Here is a 17,759-nt window from a genome sequence, read left to right as displayed (position 1 = left end):
ATGTTTTCATTCAGACGAGGAAAAATAGAATACATCATTGCGGGACTTGGAAATCCGGGGCCGAAATACGCAAACACAAGACACAACGCAGGCTTCAAGGCGGTTGACCAACTTGCAAAAGAAGAGGGGTTTGAAATCAAAAAATCCAAATTTCAGGCTCTTATTGCGGACGAAATGGTTGACGGCAAGCGTTGTTTGATTATGAAACCGCAAACTATGATGAACCTCAGCGGTGAGGCAATTATGGAAGCAGCGGAATACTATAATATTCCAAACGAAAACATCATAGTAATATATGACGACATCAGCCTTGACATAGGCAAAACAAGAATCAGAAGAAAAGGCAGCGCCGGCGGTCACAACGGAATAAAAAGCATTATTTCCTGCCTCGGTTCTGAGGAATTTCCACGAATTAAAGTCGGAGTTGATAAAAAGCCAAATCAGTCATACGACCTTGCAAAATGGGTTTTGAGCGAATTTCCAAAAGACAAATCGGAGGAACTTCAATCCTCCCTTGAAAATGCAACAAAGGCAGTAAGGCTTATGGTCAACGGCAAAATCGATGAAGCCATGAACAAATACAACAGTTAAAGGCACAAGGCGAAATATGAGCTGTTATTCAAAAATATTTGAAAAAGACAACGAATACCAAAATTTAAAAGAAGCAGTTAACGCTCACGAATTTCCTGTGGGCGCTGTTGGTTTGCCCGAAATCAACAAGGTGCATATCGTTCACTCCCTGTGTGACGACCTCGACAAAAAGGCTTTTGTAATCACTCCCGATGAAGCAAGCGCAATCAAGGTTTACGAGGATTTGTCCGCAATGACTAACGGCGTTTTGCTCTATCCGAGGAGAGAGTTTACATTCCTTGATGTTGAGGGCATAAGCCGTGAATTTGAGCACATCAGGCTCGGCGTGCTGTCAAAAATCATCAAGGGCGAATACAACATTGTTGTTGCATCCGTGCAAGCATCTTGCCAAATGACAATGCCTCCGCAGGCTCTCATTGACCGTTCGTTCACCATCAGTGAGGGCGAGGACATAGACATTGACGAAACCGTCAACAAACTTGTAAAAGCGGGCTACACAAGATTTGACCAAGTTGACGGCACAAGTCAGTTCAGCGTGAGAGGCGGACTTATTGACATTTTTCCTCCCGGAGCTGACGACCCGGTGAGAATTGAACTTTGGGGCGACACCGTTGATTCTATCGCAAAATTTGATATTTCAACCCAAAGGCGAAATGATATTGTTGACAAGATTGACATCATTCCCGCAACAGAGGTTTTGTTTCCGTCAAAGGAAATTCAAGCAAAGAAAATTGACGAACTTGCAGGCTCACTAAAAGGAAAAGCAATCAAAGCAAGAGAAAAGCTCTATGCCGACAGCGACAAACTCAAGCAGGGTGTGAATCTGCCGTGCAACGACAAATATCTTCCGCTTGCATACAACAGCAACGGACTGTTTGATTATTTTGACGGTCTGCTGTTTGTGCTTGAAAGCGGAAAGTGCAAAGAAAGATGCGAAAATCAGCAGAAGCTTATGCTTGAGGACATCAAGTGGCTTCTTGAGGACGGCATAATATGCAAGGGCATCGACAAGTTCAGCCTTGATTTCACCGACCTTTTGGGCGTTTACGAAAACTGCAAGGCGATTTATCTCGATTCATTCCCTCGCGGAAGCTTCGACACGCCGATAAGACACCTTGCGTCGTTCACCTGTCAAACTTTCAATTCTTGGAGCGGAACATTAAGCCAATTAAAAGACGAACTGTTCCCTCTCATCAAAACAAAATACGCCGTTTGCATACTTGCAGGCACAGCAAAATCGGCAAAAACACTTGCCTACGATTTGCAGGAAATGGGCTATCAAGCGATTTACTGCGACAAAAATCCGAACGAATTTGCCCACGGTCTTGTAACCGTTATGTCGGGCACAACTTCGGCAGGATTTCAGCTTTCGACTTGCAAATTTGCACTCATCACCTACGGCAAAGTTAACCAAGCAAAGAAAAAGCACAAGCATTTCAGTTCAAAGGACGCCATTCATTCGCTTGATGAACTTGTTATCGGCGACTACATCGTTCACAACATCCACGGTATCGGTATTTTTCAGGGTATTGAAGCTCTCGAAATAAACAATGTCAGCAAGGATTATATCAAAATCAGTTACGCAAAGGGCGACAATCTTTATGTTCCCGTGACTCAGCTTGACCTTGTTTCAAAATACATCGGACCTCGTGACGATTCAAGAGTAAAGATTAACCGCCTCGGTTCGGGTGACTGGAGCAAGACGAAATCCAAAGTTCGTGCAGGGCTTCAGGATATGGCAAAAGAGCTTATTGCCCTGTATTCAAAGCGAATGCACACAAAGGGTTTTGCCTTTTCAGAAGACACCGATATGCAACGAGATTTTGAGCTTCGTTTTGCATACGAAGAAACAGACGACCAGCTCCGTTCGATTGACGAAATCAAGGGCGATATGGAAAAAACCGCACCTATGGACAGACTGCTTTGCGGTGATGTAGGATTCGGCAAAACGGAGGTTGCTTTGCGTGCGGCATTCAAATGTATCGGTGACGGCAAGCAATGCGCAATTCTTGTGCCGACCACCGTTCTTGCAATGCAACACTTTCAAACAGCACTGAAACGAATGGAAGCGTTCCCTGTGAGAATAGAAATGCTCAGCAGATTTGTATCGGCAGCCAAGCAAAAAGAGGTGCTGAGTGACCTTGAAAAAGGCAAGGTTGACCTGTTAATCGGCACTCACAGAATTTTCGGCGGTGACATCAAATTCAAAGATTTAGGACTGCTGATTGTTGACGAAGAACAGCGTTTCGGCGTTGCTCAAAAGGAAAAAATCAAGGAAAAATTCCCACGAGTTGATGTTCTCACCCTCTCGGCAACTCCTATTCCACGAACACTCAATATGGCAATGAGCGGAATCCGTGATATGAGCCTGCTTGAAGAAGCACCGGGCGACAGAAAACCCGTGCAAACTTATGTTATCGAATACGATTTCGGCATCATAATCGAAGCTATGGAAAAAGAGCTTGCAAGAGGCGGTCAATGCTACTATTTGCACAACGACATTGAAACCATCGACCACATTGCAATGCAGATAAAAAAAGAACTCCCCGATGCAACGGTTGGAATTGCACACGGTCAAATGACCGAGGAGCAATTATCCGATGTTTGGCAAAAACTCCTCAATGCCGAAATTGACATTTTGGTGTGCACAACAATCATAGAAACGGGAATTGATGTGCCGAATGTAAACACATTGATAATCGAAAACGCAAACAAACTCGGACTTGCTCAACTTCACCAAATCCGTGGCAGAGTCGGCAGAAGCAGCAGGCGTGCATATGCCTACTTCACTTTTTCAAAGGGCAAGGAACTGACCGACATTGCACAAAAGCGACTTGAAGCAATCAGAGAGTACACCGAGTTTGGTGCAGGATTCAAAATCGCCATGCGTGACCTTGAAATCAGAGGTGCGGGCTCTTTGCTCGGCAACAAGCAACACGGTCATATGGAAAGCGTCGGATACGATATGTACATCAAACTGCTTGAACAGGCGGTCAGCGAAGAAAAGGGCGAGGCTGTTCCTGACGAAAAAGAGCAAGAATGTCTTATCGACCTGCCTGTTGACGCAAGTATTCCGTCAACATATATCACCTCGACTCCGCAAAGGCTTGATATGTACAAGACTATTGCCAACATCCGTTCAAACGAAGAAGCAAACGATGTTTATGACGAACTCACCGACCGTTTTGGCGTTCCGCCGGCAAGCGTGTACGGTCTTGTTGAAATTGCACTTTTGCGAAACACCGCAATGCAACTCGGTATTTATGAAATCAGGCAAGCAGGCATAAACGCAAAATTTTTCTTGAACGATGTTAAGCCCGAATACCTCATTGCGCTCAATGAAAAAATGCGTGGCAGAGCAAAGCTGAATTCCGGCAAAAAGACCTTCATTTCGGTTGAAACCATCGGCGGTGATACAATCGGATGCGTGCGTGACACACTCAATCTTTTGAGCGACTCTGTCAAAAATGAATAAAAAACGAAACCTCGGTTGATAATATAACCGAGGTGTTTTTTATGTCTACATCAAATTCAAAAAAGAACGACAACAAAAATGTAAAAGCGTTGTTTTCCGTTGTGTGCCTGTGCATTGTGTCGCTTGGCTTGATAGTTTACTTTTCCACCGCTCAAAAGGGCAAGGACAGCACGGTAAACGAACCGACAACGATTGTTGAAACAACCGAAGTTCAACACGCAGTTACGGCAAAGGAAACCACAACAATGGCAACGACCGAAGCAAGAACTTCAACACAAAAAGCAACTGTAAAAAAGGATGTTACAATGTCACAAGGCAAGGGCAACACCCCGTACAAGAGTTACTACAAATACCCGCTCACAGACGCTGTTTCAAAGGGCTACAGCGAGGAATTGACCTATGACAAAACCATGGGCGATTATCGAGCACATACGGCGGTTGATTTCAGCGGTGCAATCGGCGACAAGGTGACGGCAATCAACGACGGTCTTGTAACAAAGGTTTACACCGATTCAATGTACGGCTTATGTGTTGAAATCGACCACGGCGGAAAGTTCGTTGTGAGATACTGCGGACTTGAAAGCGCAACCGTGAAAAAGGGCAACTTTGTTGACATCGGCAACACAATCGGCACACTCGGAAAAGTTCCGTGCGAAGTCGGTGACGGCGCACATTTGCACCTTTCCGCTAAGCTAAAAGGTCAGCCTGTGAACCCGTTGAATGTTATGAGCAAAACAGAATAACCCAAATTATCTTTCAAAGGCTTCCCTCAAACAACGGGAAGTCTTTTTATATATAATCACAATTTTTTGTATAATTTGTGGAAAACTTTTGTTGACATTGTTGTGCTTATTGTGTAAAATTATTTGTATAATATTTACAGAGAGGGATAATTATGGCAGAAACACAAACCAAAAAAGCAAACAAAAAAAAGACAAAATGGATAGTTTTGGCTATCGTTGTTTTGCTGATTGTTGCACTTGCAACAGTAATGACTGTATCGGGTAAGCACCGCTCAACACCTGACCAGCTTATAACTTACGAAACCGACAACAAATACATACTTGAGGAAACCGACATTTCGGGTCACAGAAGCGGCGGCGGAATCGAGCCTGAGGAAACAATGCTTGCATTCAAGAACTGTGCGGAGAACCCTGCTTTCAGCATCGATGTTTTTGAATTCGACTTGCACATCACAAAAGATAAGCAACTCATCCTTTTGCACGATGACACACTTGACAGAACATCCGACAGCCTTGAAGTTTTCGGCGAAAAGAAAGTCAGACCTGAGGACAAGACATACGATGAACTCCGAACACTCAATATGGGTGCAAAGTTTGAAAACGAGGACGGCGAAACACCATATGCCGACCTCAAGGGTGACGAAGTGCCCGATGATTTGAGAATTCTCAAACTCAACGACATTCTTGACTATCTCATTGCTCAGGGCGGCGGCAGATACAAATACATCATCGAAATCAAAAACGGCGACGATTTGGGCAAAGAGGGCGTAGACATTCTCTACAACACCTTGATTGAAAAAGGCATTCTCGAAAATGTAGTGTTCGGCACATTCCACAAGGAAGTAAGTGCTTACGTTGACGAAAAATATCCTGACCTTGCACGAAGCACATCAATTCCTGAGGTTGTTGATTTCTGGAAAGCCGCACTTAAAGACGATCCAAACTACGAGCCTCCTTGCAACGTTTTGCAAATTCCATTCTGTGCTCCGTACAAAAATCTTGGATTTAACCTTGCAACAGCACAGATGATTAATTATGCACACAAGCACAATATGGCTGTGCAATATTGGACAGTCAATGACGAAGAAGATATGAAATACTTGCTTGAAATGGGTGCAGACTGCGTTATGACAGACTATCCTGACAAGCTCTACAATGTAAAAAACTCATAAAAACGAAACCCTCCCCAATTCGGGGAGGGTTTTCTGTTCGATTCAGTTTTTAACTTGTTTAGCTATAATTTCTTTTTACCGCCGTTGTGCTGTTGCACATTTATCTCTTATTAGCCCTGGTTTCTCTGATTCTCCTCTAACCGTATGCCTTATGTAATATGAAACTCCCCTGATGATGCGTTCTCTTTTCTCTCCAATGACATCATCAAAAGAATTTCCACAGTCGTAGCTCATTCATTTCATCACAACCGCCGATTTGCATCAGCAGTCACCCCATAGGCGGTACAGCCTGTTTTAACAACAACTCAATGTTTTGTAATTAAGTCCCAAACTTCAAAGCAAAACACTTAAAGAAATTATAGCTTCAAACACAGTCGTACAAAACTAACCAGCGAATAAAGTATTGCACAAAATCAAATTATTTGCAATATGTTTCCCAACTGTTACCTTGTCATTTTAAGCAGGAAACATATTGAAACGCCGACATAATACGAGTATATTATTTATATGTTACCTAAAGTTTTTTCAGCAGTAACAAAACCACTATACATAAAGAGGTAAATATGGCTAAGTTTTGCAAATTACTCAAAAAATACATCACCGAGCAAGGTGTTCCCGTTTATCAAATTTCAAAAGAAACGGGCATAAACCGCACATTAATTCAAAACGTTCTCAGCGAAAAAAAGAAGTTCCCAAAAGGACGACTCAATACTCTGCTCAACTCAACATATTTCACCGCAGAGCAAATCAAAAACCTTTGCGACGCTTTTTTCAAAGAAGAATATGACGAGAACAAACCTGCATTTTTTGAATACTGCAACTATTGTTTAAGTAAAAAATTCACGGACGATTTGCAAAAAAATGTTTCCGTAAGTTTGAACGAATTCAAAAGCGATTGCACATTTTTAAACGGCAAGAGAAACATTTTGTCGGCGATTTACACGATTATCAATTCAAGTGACAACAACATTTTCGTTTCTGATTTTGACTTCGACCAAACAGAAATTAATCGAATTGTTTACAACGCCTGCAAGGACAAAAAGTTCAAAGAATTTTATCATTATACAAAATACACCGACAACGAAAAAGAGAATGTTCAAATCATTTTCAACAGCATTGCATATGCAAAAGAGGACTGCATAACCTACATAAACGACCGCAAGGATTTCAGCCTGCTGTTTCCCGAATTTATTATGTGCGGCGACTCAACCGTTATGTACGACAGCGAAATTGAAAACGGTATAATAATAAAAAACGCAGAGCTTTGCGACTACATCATTCAGATGAACGAAAAAGTAAAACTCAGCGCAAAAACGGATGTTGCAATATTTCACAATGCATTTGAATATATGTATCACCTTGATGTTATTTCGGACAAAAAAGAATATTCAAATATTCTTTCGCTTGACAACCATATTTGCAGCGTGGGAGTCAACAAAGAGATTATTGATGACATTGCAACCGACCAAATCAAAAGCACCGCACAGGTGTTTCAACAGCTTGAGGCTCATTTTGACCTTTTGATAGAAGCCCCTCAAGAAAGCATTGACTCGATGATTATTTCGTACGAGGGATTGATGGACTTTGTAAACACGGGAAAGCTGTACGACTTCCCAAGCGGACTTGCAAAAAATCTGAAGCCAAAGCATCGAGCAGAAATTTTGTCGGCTATATTAAAAAATTGCTCAAATGTTTTTGTTTCAAACCCAAAATACACAACACTTGACAAAATTCAAGTAAATATTGAAGCTTGCAAAAATCAACTTTTAATTTCGTACTCGGACGACAACGACAATTCCGAACTTAACCTCGGAACGCAAGTTGTTTTCAACAGCGGGGACGCCGACTTGATTGAATCATTCACCTCATATATACAATATGCAATGCTGTCGGAAAAAACTTTTACCGCAGAATATTCAAAAAGATTCATCCAAAAGCAAATCGAAATCTTGCAAGCGGAATAATTGTCATACGAATAATTGAATATCGGCTGATAATACTAATCTTGAAAGGATGATATTATGAGCTCTTTTAATATGACAAACGAAATGAAAAACTACTTTGATTCCCTGCCGATGAACATCAAGCAGGAACTCACACATTCGGGATTTTCGGCAACAAGCCTTGAGGATTTGAAGGACATTGTGTCGCAGATGACCGAGGTGGGCGACTATGACGGACAGCTATAAGAAAAAATACAGGCTCAACGCAAAGCTGACCGACAGATACTGCGAAAACGCATACAACCCGACCGTCCAGCCCGACGGCAAGACCGAAATGGGTGTGCCAATCCCCTCGCCCGAAAACATTGAATATTCCAAGGAATACGAAGAAGAAAACGAACAATAAAAACTCCCGTACAATAAAAATTCCCGTACAATTTGCATTGTACGGGAATTTGATTTTATAGATGATATACGATTTTGTCGGAATACTTGTTGAAAATGATGATGCCGACTGCAAGTGACAAGATTGACATCACGGTTGCATAAAGCACCAACTTCCAGCTGAGGAGCTGAGTCGGCAAGGTGTTGCCGTAAAGCACGCACTGTCTGAACAACTCAATCATTGAATAAAGCGGATTGAGTTTGATGAAATAGATAATTTTTCTGCCCTCAAATCTGTTCATTGAATAGAGGATAGGAACCATATACATCAAAAGCTTTGTGCAAACATCCCAAATGTACTCAACATCTCTGAAATAAACATTCACAACCGAGAGGATAAGACCCACACCTGTTGAGAACATCAGGAGCAAAATCATCGGCAGGAACACAAGCACAATCTTCCAGCTGAGTGTAAGCCCTGCACCGCCGCTTATGCCTGTCAGTTTGAAGAAAATCCAAACGCAAACATAGCAAAGTGTTGAAATTGCAAAAGTAACAAATGTTGAAAGCGTTGATGACAGCGGATACATATACTTTGGTACATATACCTTTTTAATAATTGAAGCGTTGCGCCTAAATGCCGTCAGCGATTGCTTGGTTGATGTTACGAAAAATTCAAAAATCAATCTACCCGAAAACAAATACACCGGATAGCAAACGATTCCGTCCTTTTTCCTTGCAAGAAGCGCACCGAAAATGACAGACAAAACTATCATATTAAGAAGCGGTTGCAAGAAGCTCCAGAATATACCGAGCCAAGAATTTCTGTACTTGAGCTTTACATTTTTTCTTGTAAGCTCCATAAGCAAATCCTTGTATTTGTTAAACATACTAAAGGAATGCTTAAGTTCTTCTTTTTTTTCTTCAGTACTCATTGAATTGAACACCTCTGTTTTTTCCCGTTTATCACGACTGTCTTAAATCTGTGCCATTATATCATATGCCATACTATTTTTCAACATATTTTATTAATAGGTTACAACTTCGTAACTTTTTAGACATACGCAAACAGCGGTTACGGTCTATTATCTGAAAATATCAGCTATTTGCATAGCGGTTTTTCTTGCTCCCATATCCCCATTTATGACAAAATCGGCAGCCGAAAGATACTTTTCCTTGCGTTCATCATAGAGTTTTTTTGCTTTTTCTTTGTCCTGAAAAAGAGGTCGGGTGGTGTTGTCGCCTATTCTTTCGCAAATTACATCAAACGATGCATCCAAGAAAACAATCTTTGCGCCCTGCTTGACCGCTTCAACATTTCGCTCAAAGGTCATAGCTCCTCCGCCGGTTGAAACAACAGCGCCTTTCATTTCAGGAATTTTTTTGCACACCTCGTGCTCAAGGTCACGGAAATAATCTTCGCCGTGAATAGCAAAAATAGCCTTTATCGCAACGCCCTGCTCTTTTTCTATAATTTCATCGGTGTCAACAAATTTGACGCCCAAAATCTTTGCAAGTTCCTTGCCGACAACGGTTTTTCCGCTGCCCATAAAGCCACACAAAACAATATTATTCATTTTTCTCCAGCTCCTTTTGGGCAATTTTGATTACCTTTTCAATGTCGTCATTTGAAAATTTGACGCCGTTCCAAATTTCCTGTGCAACGGCAGCCTGCCAAACAAGCATCGAAAGACCGTCTGAATACTTAATCCCCGCCTCTTTCGCATATTTCAAAAGCACAGTTTCCTGCGGATTATAAATAACATCAAAAACCGCCTTTGCTCCTGCAACAACCTCTTTTGAAACAGGACACGCATCCGTGTTTGGATACATTCCGACGGGAGTTCCGTTGATAATCAAATCATACTCTCCCTTTGCATCCGACAGCATTATAACCCTGATATCCTTGTTGAGCTTGTCCTTTATTTCTTTTTTGAGTTCATTTGCGGCGGCAAAACTTGATTCTCTGACCGCAACAGTCAAATCGGCTTCTGCCAAAACGGATTCAAACGCAATCATACGCGAAACTCCGCCGCTTCCGCAAAGAAGCACCTTGTCCGCAAGTTCAATATCCGCCATTTGAAGTGCCGACAAAAAACCCGCACAATCTGTGTTATGTCCAACAATTTTGTCCTCGCGCACATCAACTGTGTTTACCGCACCAAACAACTTTGCCTTTGGCGAAAGCTCATCCAAATACTTGATGATATTTATTTTGTGCGGAATTGTGACATTGAACCCACGCAAACCGCTGAGAGTTTCGGCAAAAACTTTTTCTAAATCATCGGGCGAAGTCTCCACCATAAGATAAGTGGCATCTATACCGCAAAGTTCAAAAAGTGCCTTATGAATCACAGGGCTGATTGAATGACCGAGAGGATAGCCCGTAAGCCCATAAAGATATCTCCTCGTTTTCACCACTTTCATATTTTGTCCTCCGAATTTTTTAAGATATTGTTTATAAGAAAATTATTGACAAATCAAACAAAACTTACTAATATGATAATAACATATTACATTAAACATAACAACAAATTTTTAAGGAGCGTTGCTTTATGATTTTTGACGAAGTAAAAGATATTTTGGCAGAACAGCTTGATGTCAACCCTGACACAATCGAAATGTCCTCAGACCTTTCAAGCGATCTCGGTGCAGATTCTCTCGACGCCATTGACATTGTTATGAGCATCGAGGATCAATACGGCATTGAAGTTCCTGACAGCGTTATCGAAAATATGAAAACGGTTGAGGATGTTGTCAACTTTATCGAAGGTGCAACCACCGAAGACTAAGCGACAAAATTATACAAAAACAGCAAAATATATAACAGGCATATTCTGCCTGTTAATTTTTTGTCAATTTAACCATAAAATCAATAAAAATTTAGTTAGTTTAAATGTTGACACTTGTCGCAATAAATAGTAGAATTACTATATATGATAAAATAATATATATGCTATAAAAAGGGGTTTAATTATGGCAGAAGAAAAGTTTGTAATGGCACTTGACCAGGGCACTACCAGTTCTCGTGCTATTATCTTTAACAAAAAGGGCGAAATCGTCGCTAAAAATCAAAACGAATTTACACAGTTCTATCCGCAAAACGGTTGGGTTGAGCACGACCCACACGAAATTCTTTTCTCTGTTGTAAGTTCTATGATCGGTGCATTGCGTGAAGGCACAGTTGACCCAAAGAAAATCGCAGGCATCGGCATCACCAATCAAAGAGAAACAACTATCCTTTGGGACAAAGAAACAGGCGCACCGCTTTACAACGCTATTGTTTGGCAGTGCAGAAGAACTGCCGATTATTGTGAAGAACTCAAATCGCAGGGACTTTCAGATTACATCAAGAGCACTACCGGTCTTTTGATTGACGCATACTTCAGCGCAACAAAAATCAAATGGATTTTGGACAATGTTGAGGGCGCAAGAGAAAAGGCAGAGCGAGGCGAAGTACTTTTCGGTACTATCGACACATGGCTCATCTGGAACTTGACAGACGGCAAGGTTCATGTTACCGACTATTCAAACGCTTGCAGAACAATGTTGTTTGACATTGACAATCTTTGCTGGGATGAATACCTTTGCGAAAAGCTTGGCATCCCAATGTGCATTTTGCCTGAGGTTAAGCCATCAAGCTGTGTTTACGGCAATGTTGCAAAAATCACAGGCATTGAGGACCTTGAGGGTGTTCCGATTGCAGGTGCTATCGGCGACCAGCCGGGCGCATTGTTCGGTCAAGGTTGCTTTGAAGTAGGTCAAGCTAAAAACACCTACGGCACAGGTTGCTTCTTGCTTATGAACACAGGCGAAAAGAGAATTGAGAGCCGTTCAAACCTCCTCACAGGTATTGCTTGGGGACTTGACGGCAAAATCACATACGACCTTGAGGGTTCTGCATTCAACGCAGGCTCAGTTATCAAATGGCTTCGTGACGAACTTGAACTTATCAGTTCCGCCGCTGAATGTGACGAACTTGCAATGCAGGTTGAGGACAGCAACGGCTTATACCTTGTTCCTGCTTTCACAGGCTTGGGCGCACCGTATTGGGATATGTACGCAAGAGGCATTATGGTTGGTCTCACCCGTTCTATCAACAAAAAGCACGTTTGCCGTGCAGTGCTTGAAAGCATTACATATCAAATGACAGACTTGCTGGAAGCTATGATGAACGACAGCGACATCAGACTCAAGGATTTGCGTGTTGACGGCGGTGCAAGTATTTCAAATATTATGATGCAAATTCAGGCAGATATGACCGGTTGCAACGTTAACCGTCCGAAGAACAGAGAAGCAACAGCTCTCGGTGCAGCATATCTTGCAGGTCTTGCAACAGGCGTTTGGAAAGACACAGCAGAGATTGAAGCAAACCGTGAGGTTGACAAAATCTTTATCCCGTCTATGCCGGAAGAAAAGCGCAACAAGCAATATTCCGACTGGAAGCGTGCGGTTGAACGCAGCAGAAATTGGGAAAGATAATTTAATCAGTTAAAATTTTGTCTTTGGCAAAATAATTTATATTCAAAAAGGAGTTTTATTAATTATGGGAAAAGTTGTATGTCCGTGGAATTTAATCACCGACTTTGTAACTGACGCTTTTGTTGGTTACGGTGTTCCGAGAGAGGATGCAGAAATCTGCACCGATGTTCTTTTGGAATCAGATAAGAGAGGTATCGAAAGCCACGGCTGTAACAGATTCAAGCCTATTTATATCGACAGAATCGTTGCAGGTATCCAAAACCCTGTAACAAATTTTGAGGTTATTAAGGAAACACCTTGCACAGCAGTAGTTGACGGTCATGACGGTATGGGTCAGGTTATCGGCTACAAGGCTATGCAGATGGCTATTGACAAGGCAAAGGAATTTGGTCTTGGTATGGTTGCAGTTCGTAATTCTTGCCACTATGGTATCGCAGGCTACTATGCAACACAGGCTACCGAGCAGGGATGCATCGGCTTCACAGGCACAAACGCAAGACCGTCAGTTGCACCTACATTCGGTGTTGAGGGTATGTTTGGTACAAACCCACTCACAATGGGTATTCCGTCTGATGAAGAATTTGATTTTGTACTTGACTGTGCAACATCAATCACACAAAACGGTAAGATTGAATACTACGCAAGAATCGGCGAGCCTGTTCATCCGGGCACAATCATCGGTCTTGACGGCAACCCTGTTGAGGGCGACGCAGGCGAAGCACTCAAGAGAATTCGTCAGGGCACAGCAGCTCTTACAGCACTTGGCGGAATCGGCGAAGCACTCGGCGGTTACAAGGGCTACGGCTACGCTATGATTATTGAGCTTCTCTCTGCTGTTCTTCAGGACGGTAACTACGGCAAGGCTCTTGACGGCAAAGATGAAAACGGCAACCTTGTTCCTTATCATCTCGGTCACTTCTTCCTTGCTATCGACACATCAAAATTTATGGGTGAAGAAGCTGCAAGAAAGAAGACAGGCGAAATTCTCCGTGAAATCAGAGCATCAAAGAAAGCTCCGGGTCAGGACAGAATCTACACAGCAGGCGAGAAAGAATATCTTGTTTGGAAAGAAAGAGAAAACAGCGGTGTTCCTATCAACGAGGCAGTTCAAAAGGAAATCAACGATGTTAGAGATAAGCTCGGTCTTTCTTACACATTCCCATGGGAAGACAACTATGTTCCTTATGAAAAGGAAGAAAAGATTACTTCTCACATCGAGAGAAAGTAATCTCATAAAAACAGCATAAAAATAAGGGGCGGGATGCCCTCGGGCTTCTGTCCGAGTGCGACCTGCTCCTTTTTTGTTATTATTTTCACAATTTTTCACATAATAAAACTATTGCATAAAGCGAAAGGAATAATTTAAAATGAATATAAGAGAGGAATCACTCCAAAAGCACTACGAATGGAACGGAAAAATTGAAGTTGTTGCCAAAGCAAAGGTAAACGACAGCAAGTCACTTTCACTTGCATACACACCGGGTGTTGCAGAACCTTGCCTTGAAATCCAAAAGGACTACAACAAAAGCTATGAACTCACAAGAAGAAACAATCTTGTAGCGGTTATCACAGACGGTTCTGCTGTTCTCGGTCTTGGCGACATCGGACCTGAAGCAGGTATGCCTGTTATGGAGGGCAAATGCGTACTTTTCAAGGAATTCGGCGATGTTGATGCATTCCCTCTTTGCGTAAGAACAAAGGATGTAGACGAGTTTGTTCAAACTGTTTACAACATTTCAGGCTCATTCGGCGGTATCAACCTTGAGGATATTTCTGCTCCTCGTTGCTTCGAGATTGAAGAAAAGCTCAAGAAAATGTGCGACATTCCTATTTTCCACGATGACCAGCACGGCACAGCAGTTGTTGTTTCTGCCGCTCTCATCAACGCAACAAAGATTATCGGCAAAGATTTAGGCGAATGCAAGGCTGTTATCAACGGTTCGGGTGCGGCAGGCACCGCAATCGCAAAACTTCTTATGACACTCGGTTTAAAGGATGTTATCCTTTGTGACAGAACAGGTGCCATCTATGAGGGCAGAGAAAAACTCAATCCGTCAAAAGCTGAAATTGCAAAGGTTACAAACCGTGGAATGGTTAAAGGCGGACTTAAGGACGCTATCGTCGGCACAGATATTTTCATCGGTGTTTCCGCTCCGGGCGTTCTCACCGAAGATATGATTAAAACAATGCACAAAGACCCTATTGTACTTGCAATGGCTAACCCTACACCTGAAATTATGCCGGACGAAGCAAAGGCGGCAGGTGCAAAAATCGTCGGCACGGGTCGTTCGGACTTCCCTAACCAAATCAACAATGTTGTTGCATTTCCGGGCATTTTCAGAGGTGCACTTGATGTAAGAGCATCTGCTATCACAGAGAATATGAAAATTGCGGCAGCTTACGCTATCGCTTCACTTGTTGATGACGACAAGCTCAACGAGGACTACATTCTTCCATACGCATTTGATGAAAGAATCAAAGACACAGTTGCAAGCGCAGTTGCAGAAGCAGCTCGCAAAGACGGCGTAGCAAGAATCTAACCTATTTCCCATAAAATATAAAACTCACCAAAATAAAAAAGTGGAGGATTGCCCTCCACTTTTATTTTTGTGTCTATTCTTTTACCAGCTTCCGCCTCCGCCTCCGCCGAAGCCTCCGCCTGAAAATCCGCCGCCACCGCTGAAGCCACCGCCTCCGCCATACGAACTGCCGTTATGCTCTGACGGTTTTGGAGTTACAATGGTGTCGCCCATTCGTGGCACGCTGCTACGCATAAAGTTTGCCATCCAAATGTAGGTGTACGGGTTACTGCCGTAATACCAATGAGGTGGGTCCATAGCTATCTTTTCAAATTTTCTTATCCACTTTGACGACACGCCCAAAACATAGGCATACGGCAAAATGTCGTAAAAATAACTTGGATTTTCCTCAACAAGTGCTTCGAGTCTTTCCTTTTCGGCTGTTTCCAAAAAGGTCTTGAAACTCTTGACCTTGCAAAGATTTTCGTATCCCTCATCGCTTCTTTTTCGCACAAAGAACGAGAGCAAGAAGCTAATCACAGCAAGCACAAAACCTATACGCAAAGCAGTTGCCGTTGTTTTCGGAACAAATGTAAATGTAGAAATAACGCACGACAAAGCAAACGAACCGACGGAAATCACCCAGCACAAAACACGAAGCAACAGCGATTTGGAATCGAACGCCTTTGCCTGATTTACTCTGACAACATACCTGTTTGCAATCTTTTCGGCTGTGCCTGCCATACGATATTGCAATTCCTTGACATAAGTGCCTTTGAGTTTGCCGTTTTTGAACAACGAATCAAACAACTGCCTTTTGTCCTCGTCATCGCCGTCATAATTGCGAAGCCTGTGGATATAGGTGTCCTTGCTGTCCTCCGTTATTTCAATAAATCCCTCGTTTGCAAGTTCAATGAGAATCGCAACAATTTCTTTTTTCTCAACTTTTCCGTTGTACCAATAAGAAACTTCAAGGCTGTTCATACCCTCCGGCGGATAAAATTCAACGGTTTCGATAACCTTTTTATCCTTGCCGAACTTCAACCAAATGATGAGAACAACGGCAAACGCAATCGCTGGAAGTCCAATCATAAACGCATCGAGCATTTTTTCGTGAGCATAATCAAAGGTGAAATATCCCTCGTCAAGTTCTGTCCTGACGGTAAGTGCTTCGTGCTCTCTCAACGGTGCGGTTGTGTGACCGCTAATCACATTTCCGTCAACCTTGTAGTCAACAATATCCGTGCCGACAACTCCGTAGTTACCCGTTGAAAATCCGAGCTTGGAGCTGTCAAACTCCTTTGGCATAGTGATGGTGAAATTGCACTTGTCAATAGCCGTGTCCCAACCGTCACCGATGATGTTGAAATAAAACTCATCCGCATCTGCCACATAATCGGGTCCGACATAATAATCATACGAAATGGTGTAGGATTTTTCGCCGATTACGGTTTCGTCCTCGTCACCGATTTGCATAACAAAATTGTTATTTTCTATGGAATTACTCGTTTTGTCGCTGCATTTTGCGTGCCTGATTTTCACCTTGACATTGCTTGAACTTTCGTCTGCTCTGTACACAGTGAAGCGAATCGGAATATAACGATAAATACCGTGCCTGTACTGGTTAAAAAAGCAGTCAATATTTTCCGTGATATGATAGCTGTTATCCTCGTTTACGGTAATATTCACATCATAATTCTTGATATAATACGGATAAGTTGAATAATCTTCTGCAAGCGCCGTCACGCTTGAGCCAAGAGAAAGCACAAGGCACAGCACAAACAGAAACACATATTTAACCTTTTTCATCAGAATTCAACCTTTACAGCCTCTCTTTGAACAGAATCTCCCACTACAAACATATCTCTCTTTTCAAAACGGAACATAGACGCAACAATGCTTGACGGGAACATCTCAACAGTATTGTTATACTGCTTTACAACAGCGTTGTAGAACTTTCTTGCGTTTGAAATGTCCTCCTCTGTCTTTTTGAGTTGAGCGTTCAAATCCATAAAGTTTTGGTTTGCCTTGAGTTCCGGATATTGCTCCGCAACAACATTGAGGCTCTTTATGGCTGTGTTAAGCTCCGCATTTGCCTCAAGCTTTTGCTGTGAGTTCATTGACGAATAGCCGTTGTTTCGTGCAGAAATAACCTTTTCAAGTGTTTCCGCCTCGTGCTTTGCATAGCCCTTGACAGACGCAACAATGTTTGGAATCAAATCCCATCTCTTTTTGAGATAAACATCCATTGTTGAAAATGCTTCCTCAACGCTGTTCTTCGATTTTACAAGCTTGTTGTAGGTTGCACCGATGTACACCCCGATAAGCACAATCAAAGCAACAACAACGATCAAAACAATAGTTCCTGTGTTCATAATAAATTACCTCCTGTTGTTTATAATTATATTCTGTAATTTTAATATAGCACATAAATTTTCATTTAACAAGAA

Annotated in this window: 16 protein-coding genes; 11 read left to right on the top strand and 5 right to left on the bottom strand. The window is 42.3% G+C overall.

The genetic code is table 11. The features are described from left to right. The 7 genes from pth (at window position 1) to Q0E03_RS04820 (ending at window position 8,330) form a co-directional block, all read left to right on the top strand. Window positions 1-591, top strand: coding sequence for an aminoacyl-tRNA hydrolase (gene pth, locus Q0E03_RS04850; protein WP_297129916.1), 591 nt, complete (start codon window positions 1-3; stop codon window positions 589-591). 16 nt (window positions 592-607) lie between these two features. Continuing rightward, entirely contained in the window at window positions 608-4,066 is a 3,459-nt protein-coding gene (gene mfd / locus Q0E03_RS04845) for a transcription-repair coupling factor (RefSeq protein WP_297129915.1), read from the top strand. Between the two features lie 41 nt (window positions 4,067-4,107). Beyond that, window positions 4,108-4,809, top strand: a complete 702-nt coding sequence (locus Q0E03_RS04840; protein WP_297129913.1) for a M23 family metallopeptidase — start codon at window positions 4,108-4,110, stop codon at window positions 4,807-4,809. Between the two features lie 152 nt (window positions 4,810-4,961). Beyond that, window positions 4,962-5,981, top strand: a complete 1,020-nt coding sequence (locus Q0E03_RS04835; RefSeq protein ID WP_297129912.1) for a glycerophosphodiester phosphodiesterase family protein — start codon at window positions 4,962-4,964, stop codon at window positions 5,979-5,981. 563 nt (window positions 5,982-6,544) lie between these two features. Beyond that, a complete protein-coding gene (locus tag Q0E03_RS04830; RefSeq protein ID WP_297129909.1) occupies window positions 6,545-7,945 on the top strand; it encodes a hypothetical protein in 1,401 nt (466 codons plus the stop codon). Window positions 7,946-8,002: 57 nt separating this feature from the next. Continuing rightward, complete coding sequence (locus Q0E03_RS04825; protein ID WP_294836714.1) at window positions 8,003-8,170, top strand: hypothetical protein; 168 nt, start codon at window positions 8,003-8,005, stop codon at window positions 8,168-8,170. Further along, window positions 8,154-8,330, top strand: coding sequence for a hypothetical protein (locus tag Q0E03_RS04820; RefSeq protein WP_297129907.1), 177 nt, complete (start codon window positions 8,154-8,156; stop codon window positions 8,328-8,330). The genes Q0E03_RS04825 and Q0E03_RS04820 overlap by 17 nt, the downstream gene beginning before the upstream one ends. A gap of 55 nt (window positions 8,331-8,385) precedes the next feature. On the opposite strand, the gene Q0E03_RS04815 is transcribed toward Q0E03_RS04820, so the two are convergent. From Q0E03_RS04815 to aroE, 3 genes are all read right to left on the bottom strand, one after another. After that, a complete protein-coding gene (locus tag Q0E03_RS04815) occupies window positions 8,386-9,243 on the bottom strand; it encodes an ABC transporter permease (protein WP_297129905.1) in 858 nt (285 codons plus the stop codon). 150 nt (window positions 9,244-9,393) lie between these two features. Further along, the gene (locus Q0E03_RS04810; protein ID WP_297129903.1) at window positions 9,394-9,885 is read right to left on the bottom strand and encodes a shikimate kinase; all 492 of its coding nucleotides are present in this window, start codon (window positions 9,883-9,885) and stop codon (window positions 9,394-9,396) included. Continuing rightward, window positions 9,878-10,735 carry a shikimate dehydrogenase gene (aroE, locus tag Q0E03_RS04805; protein WP_297129901.1) on the bottom strand — a complete coding sequence of 286 codons (858 nt, stop codon included), beginning with the start codon at window positions 10,733-10,735 and terminating at the stop codon, window positions 9,878-9,880. The genes Q0E03_RS04810 and aroE overlap by 8 nt, the downstream gene beginning before the upstream one ends. Window positions 10,736-10,863: 128 nt before the next feature. Here aroE and acpP point away from each other — a divergent pair, with 128 nt between their 5' ends. From acpP to Q0E03_RS04785, 4 genes are all read left to right on the top strand, one after another. Beyond that, on the top strand, window positions 10,864-11,100 hold the full coding sequence (gene acpP, locus Q0E03_RS04800; RefSeq protein ID WP_297129899.1) for an acyl carrier protein: 237 nt from the start codon (window positions 10,864-10,866) through the stop codon (window positions 11,098-11,100). A gap of 184 nt (window positions 11,101-11,284) precedes the next feature. Beyond that, complete coding sequence (gene glpK / locus Q0E03_RS04795; RefSeq protein WP_297129898.1) at window positions 11,285-12,790, top strand: glycerol kinase GlpK; 1,506 nt, start codon at window positions 11,285-11,287, stop codon at window positions 12,788-12,790. A gap of 64 nt (window positions 12,791-12,854) precedes the next feature. Further along, complete coding sequence (locus Q0E03_RS04790) at window positions 12,855-14,018, top strand: Ldh family oxidoreductase (RefSeq protein ID WP_297129896.1); 1,164 nt, start codon at window positions 12,855-12,857, stop codon at window positions 14,016-14,018. A gap of 139 nt (window positions 14,019-14,157) precedes the next feature. Beyond that, window positions 14,158-15,330, top strand: a complete 1,173-nt coding sequence (locus Q0E03_RS04785) for an NADP-dependent malic enzyme (RefSeq protein ID WP_297129894.1) — start codon at window positions 14,158-14,160, stop codon at window positions 15,328-15,330. Window positions 15,331-15,411: 81 nt separating this feature from the next. On the opposite strand, the gene Q0E03_RS04780 is transcribed toward Q0E03_RS04785, so the two are convergent. Both Q0E03_RS04780 and Q0E03_RS04775 read right to left on the bottom strand, forming a co-directional pair. Beyond that, window positions 15,412-17,118 carry a DUF2207 domain-containing protein gene (locus Q0E03_RS04780; protein WP_297129891.1) on the bottom strand — a complete coding sequence of 569 codons (1,707 nt, stop codon included), beginning with the start codon at window positions 17,116-17,118 and terminating at the stop codon, window positions 15,412-15,414. Continuing rightward, window positions 17,118-17,684 (bottom strand): LemA family protein, encoded by a 567-nt coding sequence (locus tag Q0E03_RS04775; protein ID WP_297129889.1) that lies wholly within the window; start codon window positions 17,682-17,684, stop codon window positions 17,118-17,120. The genes Q0E03_RS04780 and Q0E03_RS04775 overlap by 1 nt, the downstream gene beginning before the upstream one ends. Between the last annotated feature and the right edge of the window lie 75 nt (window positions 17,685-17,759).

It is taken from the genome of uncultured Eubacterium sp. (assembly GCF_934525195.1).
Lineage (GTDB): Bacteria > Bacillota > Clostridia > Oscillospirales > Acutalibacteraceae > Eubacterium_R.
Note: the sequence above shows the minus strand (reverse complement) of the source record. Positions and strands in the feature narration are given on the sequence as shown.

Excerpts from the sequence above, each read along its gene's own strand:
- aroE (WP_297129901.1), bottom strand. The coding sequence starts at position 10,735 with ATGAAAGTGGTGAAAACGAGGAGATATCTTTATGGGCTTACGGGCTAT.
- Q0E03_RS04780 (WP_297129891.1), bottom strand. The coding sequence starts at position 17,118 with ATGAAAAAGGTTAAATATGTGTTTCTGTTTGTGCTGTGCCTTGTGCTT.
- pth (WP_297129916.1), top strand. The coding sequence starts at position 1 with ATGTTTTCATTCAGACGAGGAAAAATAGAATACATCATTGCGGGACTT.
- Q0E03_RS04835 (WP_297129912.1), top strand. The coding sequence starts at position 4,962 with ATGGCAGAAACACAAACCAAAAAAGCAAACAAAAAAAAGACAAAATGG.
- mfd (WP_297129915.1), top strand. The coding sequence starts at position 608 with ATGAGCTGTTATTCAAAAATATTTGAAAAAGACAACGAATACCAAAAT.
- Q0E03_RS04785 (WP_297129894.1), top strand. The coding sequence starts at position 14,158 with ATGAATATAAGAGAGGAATCACTCCAAAAGCACTACGAATGGAACGGA.
- Q0E03_RS04820 (WP_297129907.1), top strand. The coding sequence starts at position 8,154 with ATGACGGACAGCTATAAGAAAAAATACAGGCTCAACGCAAAGCTGACC.
- acpP (WP_297129899.1), top strand. The coding sequence starts at position 10,864 with ATGATTTTTGACGAAGTAAAAGATATTTTGGCAGAACAGCTTGATGTC.
- Q0E03_RS04790 (WP_297129896.1), top strand. The coding sequence starts at position 12,855 with ATGGGAAAAGTTGTATGTCCGTGGAATTTAATCACCGACTTTGTAACT.
- Q0E03_RS04830 (WP_297129909.1), top strand. The coding sequence starts at position 6,545 with ATGGCTAAGTTTTGCAAATTACTCAAAAAATACATCACCGAGCAAGGT.
- glpK (WP_297129898.1), top strand. The coding sequence starts at position 11,285 with ATGGCAGAAGAAAAGTTTGTAATGGCACTTGACCAGGGCACTACCAGT.
- Q0E03_RS04810 (WP_297129903.1), bottom strand. The coding sequence starts at position 9,885 with ATGAATAATATTGTTTTGTGTGGCTTTATGGGCAGCGGAAAAACCGTT.
- Q0E03_RS04825 (WP_294836714.1), top strand. The coding sequence starts at position 8,003 with ATGAGCTCTTTTAATATGACAAACGAAATGAAAAACTACTTTGATTCC.
- Q0E03_RS04775 (WP_297129889.1), bottom strand. The coding sequence starts at position 17,684 with ATGAACACAGGAACTATTGTTTTGATCGTTGTTGTTGCTTTGATTGTG.
- Q0E03_RS04815 (WP_297129905.1), bottom strand. The coding sequence starts at position 9,243 with ATGAGTACTGAAGAAAAAAAAGAAGAACTTAAGCATTCCTTTAGTATG.
- Q0E03_RS04840 (WP_297129913.1), top strand. The coding sequence starts at position 4,108 with ATGTCTACATCAAATTCAAAAAAGAACGACAACAAAAATGTAAAAGCG.